At 66.2% G+C, this 9543-nt stretch carries 8 protein-coding genes; 1 reads left to right on the top strand and 7 read right to left on the bottom strand.

Features of this window, described 5'->3' with window-relative positions; all coding sequences use genetic code 11:
* The 7 genes from VFC51_17495 to VFC51_17465 all read right to left on the bottom strand — a co-directional run.
* Positions 1-354 (bottom strand): hypothetical protein (locus VFC51_17495; GenBank protein HZT08821.1); only part of this gene is annotated, 354 nt, incomplete at its 3' end.
* Positions 355-497: 143 nt separating this feature from the next.
* Positions 498-1379: a xanthine dehydrogenase family protein subunit M gene (locus tag VFC51_17490; protein ID HZT08820.1), complete on the bottom strand. Its 882-nt coding sequence runs from the start codon at positions 1377-1379 to the stop codon at positions 498-500.
* On the bottom strand, positions 1376-3826 hold the full coding sequence (locus VFC51_17485) for a xanthine dehydrogenase family protein molybdopterin-binding subunit (GenBank protein HZT08819.1): 2451 nt from the start codon (positions 3824-3826) through the stop codon (positions 1376-1378). Before VFC51_17485 ends, VFC51_17490 begins: the two co-directional genes overlap by 4 nt.
* Positions 3823-4311 carry a (2Fe-2S)-binding protein gene (locus tag VFC51_17480; protein ID HZT08818.1) on the bottom strand — a complete coding sequence of 163 codons (489 nt, stop codon included), beginning with the start codon at positions 4309-4311 and terminating at the stop codon, positions 3823-3825. The genes VFC51_17485 and VFC51_17480 overlap by 4 nt, the downstream gene beginning before the upstream one ends.
* A gap of 65 nt (positions 4312-4376) precedes the next feature.
* A complete protein-coding gene (locus VFC51_17475; GenBank protein HZT08817.1) occupies positions 4377-6047 on the bottom strand; it encodes a UbiD family decarboxylase in 1671 nt (556 codons plus the stop codon).
* A 48-nt stretch (positions 6048-6095) separates the two neighbouring features.
* A complete protein-coding gene (locus tag VFC51_17470) occupies positions 6096-6785 on the bottom strand; it encodes an isochorismatase family protein (GenBank protein HZT08816.1) in 690 nt (229 codons plus the stop codon).
* A 48-nt stretch (positions 6786-6833) separates the two neighbouring features.
* Entirely contained in the window at positions 6834-8099 is a 1266-nt protein-coding gene (locus tag VFC51_17465) for a Rieske 2Fe-2S domain-containing protein (GenBank protein ID HZT08815.1), read from the bottom strand.
* A 204-nt stretch (positions 8100-8303) separates the two neighbouring features.
* Between VFC51_17465 and VFC51_17460 the strand changes: the two genes are divergently transcribed.
* On the top strand, positions 8304-9437 hold the full coding sequence (locus VFC51_17460) for a cupin domain-containing protein (protein ID HZT08814.1): 1134 nt from the start codon (positions 8304-8306) through the stop codon (positions 9435-9437).
* The last annotated feature ends 106 nt before the right edge of the window (positions 9438-9543 follow it).

The following is a 9543-nucleotide window of genomic DNA, read 5'->3' as shown; positions in this document are numbered from 1 at the left end:
TGGGTCAACGTCCCCCGGCAGTTGATACGTGGCTCCGTCTTTCGCTCGAATGGCGCTGGCAAGGACCCCGCCGTCAAGAGTCACGAGGCCAGGATCGGACCGGAAACCGATGGTGACCCGCAGGATCGCGGCGGCGTTGACGAACTCGGGAGCGAGCTCTTGGCTCGGCGCCTTCGAGGCCGAGAAGATCGCGGCCTGGCGCCCCGAGCCGGCGGAACCGGCTGGATGGGCACAGCTGACCAACGCTAGCGCCGCGCCCAGCACGAGCCCACGGGCGAGTCGGAGCCGCCGCGCGGCCGAACGGCGTACCAACGATTGCTTCGCCTGGAATTGACGCGCCCCCGCCGAGACCATCTCGTCCTGCCCTGCACCGCGAGCGACATGCTGCCACCGCCGCTCTCGCTTCCAGCCTACCGAACAGACGCGGCGCAGGGCCACACCCCGGCAGACGGGTCAATCCCACCCCGGGAGGGGGTGCAGTGGCGCTCGATCGGGCCTCAGGCCACGAAGGTCCTGGCCGCCCGGATCGCTCTCGCCGTATATACGCGTGCCAAATGCTCGCGGTAGGCGGAGGAGGCGCGGAAGTCGTCGGCGATCCAGAGGCCCTCTGTGACGGTGGCTGCCGCTGCTTCGATGGCGGCGTCCGAAAGCCGTTCTCCTCGAAGTCCGTCTTCCACGTTCCGCGCGCGGATCGGCCGGTCCGTGACGCCGGTCAAGCCGATCCGGATGTCCTCACATGTCCCGTCCGGGCCCTGCAGTACCGCAGCGGCGACCCCTGCAATGGCGAACCCCGCCTGTTTTCGCGCGGCTTTGACATAAGCGCTAGCCCAGCCGGGCAGCGGGCGCACGCGGATCTCGGTGAGAATCTCGTCCGGCGCCAGGTCGGTAGTGTAGAAGCCGGTGATGAGATCCTCCACGCGCAGCCACCGTTCACCGCGCGGCCCCACGACCCGCACCTCCGCGTCGAGCGCTAGCGCCGCTGCCGCCATGTCCGCTGTGGGGTCCGCGTGCGCCAGGCTGCCGCCCAACGTGCCACGATGGCGCACCTGGACGTCGGCCACGGCGGCCGCAGTTTGGGGAAGAAGAGGGCACGTGCGGGCGAGCAGAGCCGACTCTTCGATCTGATCGTAGGCCGTCATGGCCCCGATAGAAATCACAGCATTCGAGCCGCCGTTCGTCGCAACCTGGCTGATCCCGGTGAGACCGGGCACGCGCGCCAGGTCAACGAGCGACGTCGGGGCGGCGAGCCGAAGCTTCATGAGAGGGATCAAACTCTGCCCGCCCGCCAGCACCTTCGCTCCATCCCCACCCGACGCGAGGAGCGCGAGCGCCTCATCGAGCGAGGTCGGCCGGTGGAGATCGAAGGCGCAGGGGATCACGAGCGCGCTCCCGACACGGAACCCCCTTGCGAGCGGGCGTCCTGGATCAGGCGCCACACGGCCTCTTTCGTCAGCGGGAGTTCATGGACGCGCACGCCAAACGGTCGCAGCGCGTCCTCCACTGCCCCCGCGATGGCGGCCGGAGCGGGGATCGACGCCCCTTCGCCGGCGGCCTTTTGTCCCAGCGTGGTAAAGGGTGACGGGACCGAATAGTGGTCAATCTCGACCAGCGGCGTCTCCTCGGCGGTCGCCTTTCCATAGTCGGTGAGGGTCAGGGTGAGGAGTCGTCCCTCCTCGTCGTACACGAACCCCTCGCCCAGAGCGGCCGAAATACCGTGAGCGGCCGAGCCATAGATCTGCCCATCCACAACGTCTGGATTGATGATCGTCCCGTTGTCGCTCACGATCAGGTACCGAAGCACTTTGACGTCCCCCGTCTCCACGTCGACCTCCACGACGGCGGCGTGGGCGGCGGACGAAAAGGAGAATTGCGCGCGGACGCGACCCAGCTCGTCGGGAACGAGGTACGGCTGCGCGTGCGGAAAGGTGAAATAGTGGGTAGCCTGGAGCCCGGGCTCCATCCTGGGCGGGATGCGCGCCTGGTTGCCGTACGCGACGCGGCCAAGCTCGGTGAAGGTGATCCGCTTCCCGTCGGCCCGGGCGACGGTTCCGCCGGCGAACACCAGCTCTTCCGGATCCGCGTCGAGGAGGTGGCTGGCCAGCTCGGTGACTTTGGCTTTCAGGGTCGTCGCGGCGCCGTGGACCGCGCCGATGTCGTACAGGTGGAAATTGTTCCCGCTATTCGCCGCCGCCGTTCCCCAGGGCGCCGATTCGCTGTCGAAAGGCGAGATCACGGTGACCTGGTCGGGCGTGACGCCGAGGATGTCGGCGACGACCTGGGCCGTCGTCGTCTCGTGGGCCTGCCCGCAGTTGGGGCTCCCGAGGAACAAGGTGACCTGCCCGCTGCGCTCGATCCGGAGCGTTGCGCCGTTCACTCCGCCGCTCCCCGCCACGTTGGCGCCGGGGAAGATGGCCAGGTCGCGCGCCGCGTTCCGGCCGCCCGGCTCAACCCCCATCACAACGCTCACGCCCAGGTAGCGTCCTTCCTCCCGCGCCCGCGCCTGTTCCTTGCGGAGCGCGTCGTAGCCGATCCCCGCAAGGCATCGGTCGAGCAGGGTCTGATAGTCGCCGCTGTCGTAGATGTTCCCATTGGGCGTCTCGTAGGGGAACTGATTCGCCTGGACCAGGTTTCGGCGCCGCAGCTCGACGGGATCCATCGCGAGCTGCTCGGCGATCCGGTCTATGGTGCGCTCCCAGATGAAGCACATCCCCGGCTTCCCGATGCCGCGATTGGGCACGACCGGGCACTTGTTCGTCACAACCGAGCTGCCTTCGAGCGCGATGTGCCGGGTCGTATAGACGTTCGTCAGATTGTTGAGCTTGTTGGTGAAGTGGATGGTGAGCGTGCTGATTGAGCCGCCGACGTCGTCCACCTCGTGCACGCGCAGGCCAAGCACGGTGCCGTCCTTCTTCACGGCGGCCTCGACGTCCCAATGCTGCAGGCACGTTTGGCCGCCAGCCATCATGTGACCGGTGCGGTCCTCGACCCACTTCACGGGCCGCCCGCTGCGGAGGGAGAGGAGCGCAGTGATGACGGCGTACTTTCGGATCAGGTGGATCTTTTGGCCGAAGCCGCCGCCGACGTCAGGGATGTAGATTCGGACATCCTGGAGACCGAGGGCCTCCCGAAGCGCGTCGTCGATCACGTCGGGCACCTGCGCGTTGATCCACATCGTCACGGACTGGCGCGTCGGGTCCGCGGAGGCGATCATGGCGAAGGGCTCGAGCGGGATCGAGCTGTACCGGTGCATCTTCAGATGGTGGCGAACGACCACGTCAGCTTCGCGGAACGCGCGCTCGACGTCTCCGTAGCGGATGGCTCCCTGCCACGGCACGTTCGTGCCCAGCTCCTCGTACAGCAGCGCGGATTCGGGTCGGGCGGCATCGAAGGGATCGACCACCGCGGGCAGCGGATCGTACTCCACCTCGATCAGGTCAAGCGCATCCTCGGCCGTCGCGGCATCGCGGGCGGCCACGGCCGCGACCGGCTCCCCCATGTAGCGCACCTTGTCCACGGCCGTCGGATATTCCATGATGGGCGCGCGGAGCCCCGCGGCATAGCGCCCGGGCGCGAAGGGATGCGTCATTTCGCGGAAGTCGGCAGGCGTCAAGACCGCGACGACGCCGGGCAGCTTGCGCGCCTCGTCCGCGTTCACGCTGACGATGCGGGCGTGGGGGAAGCTGCTCCGGAGCACGCCGCCATAGAGCATGCCGGCCACGCGGAAATCGTCGACGAACCGCCCGCGTCCGGTCGCGTGGCGCGGAGCCTCGTGACTCCGAACGCGCTGGCCCACGAAGGCGAGCGGGCGCTCCTCACGCGCCGTCATTGCGTTCCCCCGCTCGTGGCGGCCATCGTGGCGGCCGCCTGCTGAATCGCTCGCACGATCTGCGTGTATCCGGTGCACATGCAGAGGTTCCCCTCCAGCGCCTTCCTGATCTCACCCTCGGTCGGCTGGGGATTTCGGGACAAAAGATCGAGGCCTGCGAGGATCATCCCCGGCGTGCAATAGCCGCACTGGACACCGTACGCCGCGATGAACGCCGCCTGAAGCGGATGGATCGTCCCGTCCTGCTCCAGTCCCTCAATCGTCGTGAGCTCGCAGCCATCAGCCTGCGCGGCGAGCATGAGACAGGACTTCACCACCTTGCCGTCGAGCAACACGGAGCAGGCCCCACATTCACCGATGACGCAGCCGACGTGCGTCCCCGTGAGCCCGAGCGTCTCGCGGATGAAGTGCACGAGGAGCTGGCGGCTGTCGGCCTCTTCCTCGAATGGACGCCGGTTGACGGTCAACCGGACGGTGTGCTTCATGCATTCTCCTTGATCGCGCTGATGGGGCCCTGGCAGCGGTACCCCGCGCCGCCCGTCCCGAGGATCTACCCGGCGCGTCCCTGGTGCGTACGCGCCCACGCGCGGCGAGCGTCGGCCAGCGTCTGATCCGGCGCGAGACGAACGCGCGTGGACCGCAACTCTTGCGCGACCTGTTCGTGCGCGCCCGCGGCTGCCCGCGCGGCCTCTTCGTCCAGCTCCTCGGGCCATAGGCCGAGGGAATAGCCGTGCCAGGGCGGTTCTGGGGACACCTGCGGGAGACCAAGCTCGTCCCAAATCTCGCGTGCACGCTCCATGTATTCCCGCTTGGGGAGCGACACCGGTGGGAAGTCTGCTTTGCGCGTCGCGTCGATGAGAAGGGACGACTCCTGGCTATCGTACCTACTCGACGGGTGACTCAGCACCGTCCCAATAGGCGTCGCCCCAAACGGTCGGTCCTTTACGATGCGCACGTCGCGATGCGGCTGTGATCGGTGCGTGATGGCCCACGTCACCGCGACCGGATCGTGCGGGTTGATATCTTCGTCGACCGCCACGACGAACTTCCCAACGCGGTCTCCATAGTCGAGAATCGCGGTGAGCACGTCCCACGGGTCATCATCGGTCTGTTTTTGCATGCGCACGACCACGTACGGACGAAGGTTGACTAAAGGCTCCATCAGGGAGACCTCGAGCACACCGGCCCGTGGCAATCGATTCGTCAGATAGCGATGGATGAGCGTGGGCATGCTCATTCCCTTGATCTTCGAGCTTTCGCTCGGCGTCACCTGGCTCAGGATGGAAACCCAGACGGGATCACGCCGGTGGGTCACCGCGGTCAGCTCCATAAATGGGCTGAGTGTGCGGAGGTCGACGTAGCCCATCGACTCGCCGAACGGGCCTTCTTCCTCCAGGTATTCGGTCGAGACGCGGCCCTCCAGCACGATCTCAGCCGTCGCGGGCACCTCGAGATCGACGGTTTGGCATTTGACGATCGGGATCGGCTCACCCATGAGCCCGCCTGCCAGCGAGAGCTCGTCCATGTCCGGCGGCACTTTTTGGGCAGCGGTGTACGACAGAGCCGGTACGGCGCCGACGACGACCGCGACTTCAAGGGGCGCGCCGCGCTTGCGGCACTTCTCCCAGTGGCGCGCGAGATCCTGTGGATTTCCAACGAAAAGCCCGCACAGGCTTGGTCCTTTGATGAGGCCGCGATAATTCCCGACGTTGCGCTGCCCGGTGTCGGGGTCCTTCGTGACCCAATGGCCGGCCGTAATGTACGCGCCGATGTCGTAACCGGGCGTAGAAATGGGGACGGGAAACTCCAGGAGGCCGCCGTGGCCGAGTAGGCCGTCGCCGGCGTGGACCTCCTCCTGGACCGGGCCGGAAGGCGCCAATTCCGGCGCAATCGGGCGACTCATCGCCGCGTTCCACCGATCCGCGACCTCGTCTGGTCGGCACTGCAGCCCGATCGCGTAGATCTCCGAAGACCCCGCGAGACCACCGACGAGCACGGAGCCCCGATACCGTCGACCCGTTGCATCGACGACGTTGCGAAAGAGGAATGCGCGACGTTCGCCCTCGGGGATCCCGCCCCGATACTGCCAGCGGACGAGCGGGTGCAGCTCTCGGTCTTTATCGATGGCCCGATCCACGCGGTACAGCTTGCCGTGGGCGTCAAGGGCAGCTATGAACTCACGCAGGTCCGAATAGGGCGCAACATGCGTCGTTTGCAGCACCGAACCCCAGGCCGAGACGCCGGCTCGGCGTCAGCATACAGATACTTCTCAGGCGCGTTCAAGCACCGTGTCGAGGTATTCGATCGCCTCGCGCAAGCCAATGACCGTCGCGTATTTGGCGTTCATATCGAAGAGGTTTGCCCGGTGGGCGCTCTCGAAGCGGTCGAAGCAGCACTCCTCGACGACGAAGACGGTGAACCCAAACGAGTGCGCATCGACGACGGATGCCCGCACGCACCCCGACGTCGTGGTGCCCGCCACGAGCAGGGAATCGACGCCCATATGCCGCAGGCATATCTCCAATGGAGTGCCAAAAAAGGCGCTCGCCTTCGCCTTGTCGATCACGAGATCGCTTGCCCGCGGCGCAATCAGCTCCGGAAAGTCCTGCGCGTGCTCGTCCGTGTACTGCGCCTCAGGGTTCACGCTTTTGGTGGTGCTTGCGGCGAAGGGACGCAAAAAATCGGCCGCCCGCGTGTAAATGATCGGGATATGGGCTCGGCGTGCAGAGTCGAGCAGGTCCCGGATTCGCGGGAGCGCGTCCCAGCCCCGCTCCCCGCAGCTCGTCGGATACTCCTCAACAGCCTCAAGGATCGGCATCCTGCCGCTGCCGACGAAGGACCGGGTGACGTCGACGACCAGCAGGGCCGGGCGAGACCGGAATTGCTGCCGCGCTCCATAGAGGTTCCGCTGGTACAGCTCGCGGTCGGCGGAGGTGAGCTGAGTTTCCCAGTCACGCATGGGTAGCGCCGCCCAATGCCGGATCGGACCATTCCAAGGTGGCGGTCCTCATGATCCCGCTCGCGGGACACGGGCGGCTCCCACGGGCACGTCATATGCCACGTACCGATCGTCAAAAACCCCGTCGCTCGAGACCAGCTCGCGCCCTGTGGCGCTTCGCCCCTCCAGGATGTCCTGGCTGTCCATCACGAACCAGCCGGGCAGCTCCACGATCCGGTTCCGCTCGGGATCGCGAATGGTGCCCATCGGATCGCCGCCCTGCTGGACCACCTTGATCTGTTCCAGCAGCATCCGGCGGACGAGGGCGATGCCGTGGTCCGACGCTCCGATATGCTCGGCGCTGCGGTCCACGATGCGGCCTTGCGTTTCCCACGCCATCTTGTCCTGTCCAAAGAAGGAGTCCATGGCGTACTCGCCGTTCGGCAACGTCTCGGGCGTAAACTCGACCGGCGGGAATTCTGGTTGTTCCTCTCGATGCCCGTCCACGTTGCGTCGGAAATTCACCACGATGATGTTCGTGCGGGTGTCGTCGATGGGCACGCGCCAATGCATGTTGTGCCAGGCACCGGATTGCTGACGAAGGATATTGGGGAAGATCAGCGGGTTCCCTCCACCCACTTCGGCGCTGAGACGCCCGTCCGCCGCGTAGCGCCACGTCTTGATCAGCCCGAACTCGAACGGCTGGAACCCATATTGCTCAAAGGGGCGATAGAAATAGTCGCCTCCTTTGAGACCCCTCAACTTCAGCGTATGGGCATGCAGGAAATACGTGTGCGTAACATCTGCCGAGTTCTCCTGGGCTTGCAGCCAGTTGCACTCGAGCGTCTCTTGCAGGCGGATCGTTCGTTGGCCGTCCTCCCACACGAGCACGTCCCAGCGGGGGAGCAGCGGCTTCGTCTCAGGCGGCCCCATGTAGGCGAACAAGAGTCCGCCGAGCGTCTCCACCGGGTAGGCGGGATGCCGGATCGTGTGCTTCATCATGGACTGCGCTGGCTCGAACGGCTGCTCGATGCACCGTCCACTCGCGTCGTAGAGCCAGCCGTGGTAGGGGCAACGGAGACCCCCGTCCTCGAGGAACCCATAGTACAGCGACGTTCCGCGGTGAGAGCAGTGCTCACCGAGGAGCCCGTACCGGCCAGTAGAGTCACGAAAAGCCACGAGCTCTTCGCCCAGCACCTGCACGCGCTTGACCGGGTGATCGGCTGTGAGCTCGCCGGCCACGCACACGGGCTGCCAGTACCGGCGGAGCAGGTCTCCCATGGGAGTACCGGGGCCAACGCGAGTGAGCAGGTCATTTTCCTCACGCGTGAGCATTGGTTCACCCCTCATTCAGCGAGATCGCCGGCCAAAAGGCCCGGCGCGCCACGGCAATGCGCGCGTCGCGCGGTGGCCCGGATCCTGGCACGTCACCGCATTGTAGCCTGTCCGGCACCCTTGGGTCGGGTGCCCACCGCGTGACGAGCCTGCCATCGAGTCGTCCCGGGTATGATGGGGAGACGCCGAGACGGAGGAGGAACCGTGGAGCTGCAGACCGACAACGCCAGCCAGGAGAACGGAGCGAGACAGCCGTCCGGGATACCGACAGAAGCTCCGCGCGAAAGCTACTCCTCGTGGCTCGTCCAGGAAGGCGTGCCCGTTCACACCGGCCTCTTCGTGCAGGATGTTCGCCGGGTGGAGCTTGGGCCATGGGCGCGCCTTGGCGGAGAGGGCGCGTACCTCCGACTGCGGGGCGCGGAAGACCAAACGGGATCCTACGTGTGCGAGATTCCCGCCCGCGGCACGCTCCAGCCCGAGGTGCACCTCTTCGAGGCTGTCGTGTACATCCTGTCGGGCCACGGCTGTACGGAGTTTTGGCGCACGGGCGAGCAGCGGCGCGTCGTCGAATGGCAGCCCGATAGCATGCTGGTCCTGCCGCTCAGTGTGTGGCACCGCTTCGTGAACCTGTCCGACGAACCGGCGCGCTACTTCGCCGTCACCAACGCGCCGCTCATCATCAACCTCTTTCAGAGCACCGAGTTCGTCTACGGCGAGCGATTCGCCTTTCGTGACCGCTACATGTCGGAAGCGGACTACTTCAGCACCGCTCCGAGGCCAGCGCAGCTTCCGTATGGCGAGATCGTGTACCAGAACAACTTCATTCCCGACTTCAAAGCCATCAGCCTCGATCTGCCGCCGGCAGGAGCCAGCAGAGGAGAGGGATTCGCGCGCCGCTACCTCCGACTCGGGCGTAACCGCATGCTCACCTTTGCCGCCGAATATCCCGTGGGCACGTACACGACCGCCCACTGGCACGAGGGCGGCGTCCAGATCTACATTGCGCAGGGCCAAGGATTCACCCTCATGTGGCCCCCGGAGCTGGGCTGGCACCCGTGGGCCGACGGAAAGGCCGACCGCGTTGCTCGCGTCGACTTCACCGAGGGGACCGTCTACTCGCCACCAAGCGGCTGGTGGCACCAGCACTTCAATACCGGTAACGTGCCGGTCCGGTACATCCCGACGGGGCCCGGATTGCCCGCGACGAGGGCCGACGGGCGCGCGCTCGTCTACACCAGCGTGCGCGAGGAAGGCGGACATCAGCTGGACTACGACCTGGAAGACCCCCAGGTGCGAGTTCTGTATAACGAGGCGATCGCGGCCCGCGAAGCATCCTGACCCGCGAGCGTCCAGCATCGGCACCCGCGCGCGAATGCTGGTCTCCTGCTGGGCAGGGGACGTGGAATCGGGCCATCCGGATCCGTTATGGCCAGATCCACCGGGC

The organism is Chloroflexota bacterium (assembly GCA_035652535.1).
Classification (GTDB): domain Bacteria; phylum Chloroflexota; class UBA6077; order UBA6077; family SHYK01; genus DASRDP01.
This window is presented reverse-complemented; position numbering and strand designations above follow the sequence as displayed.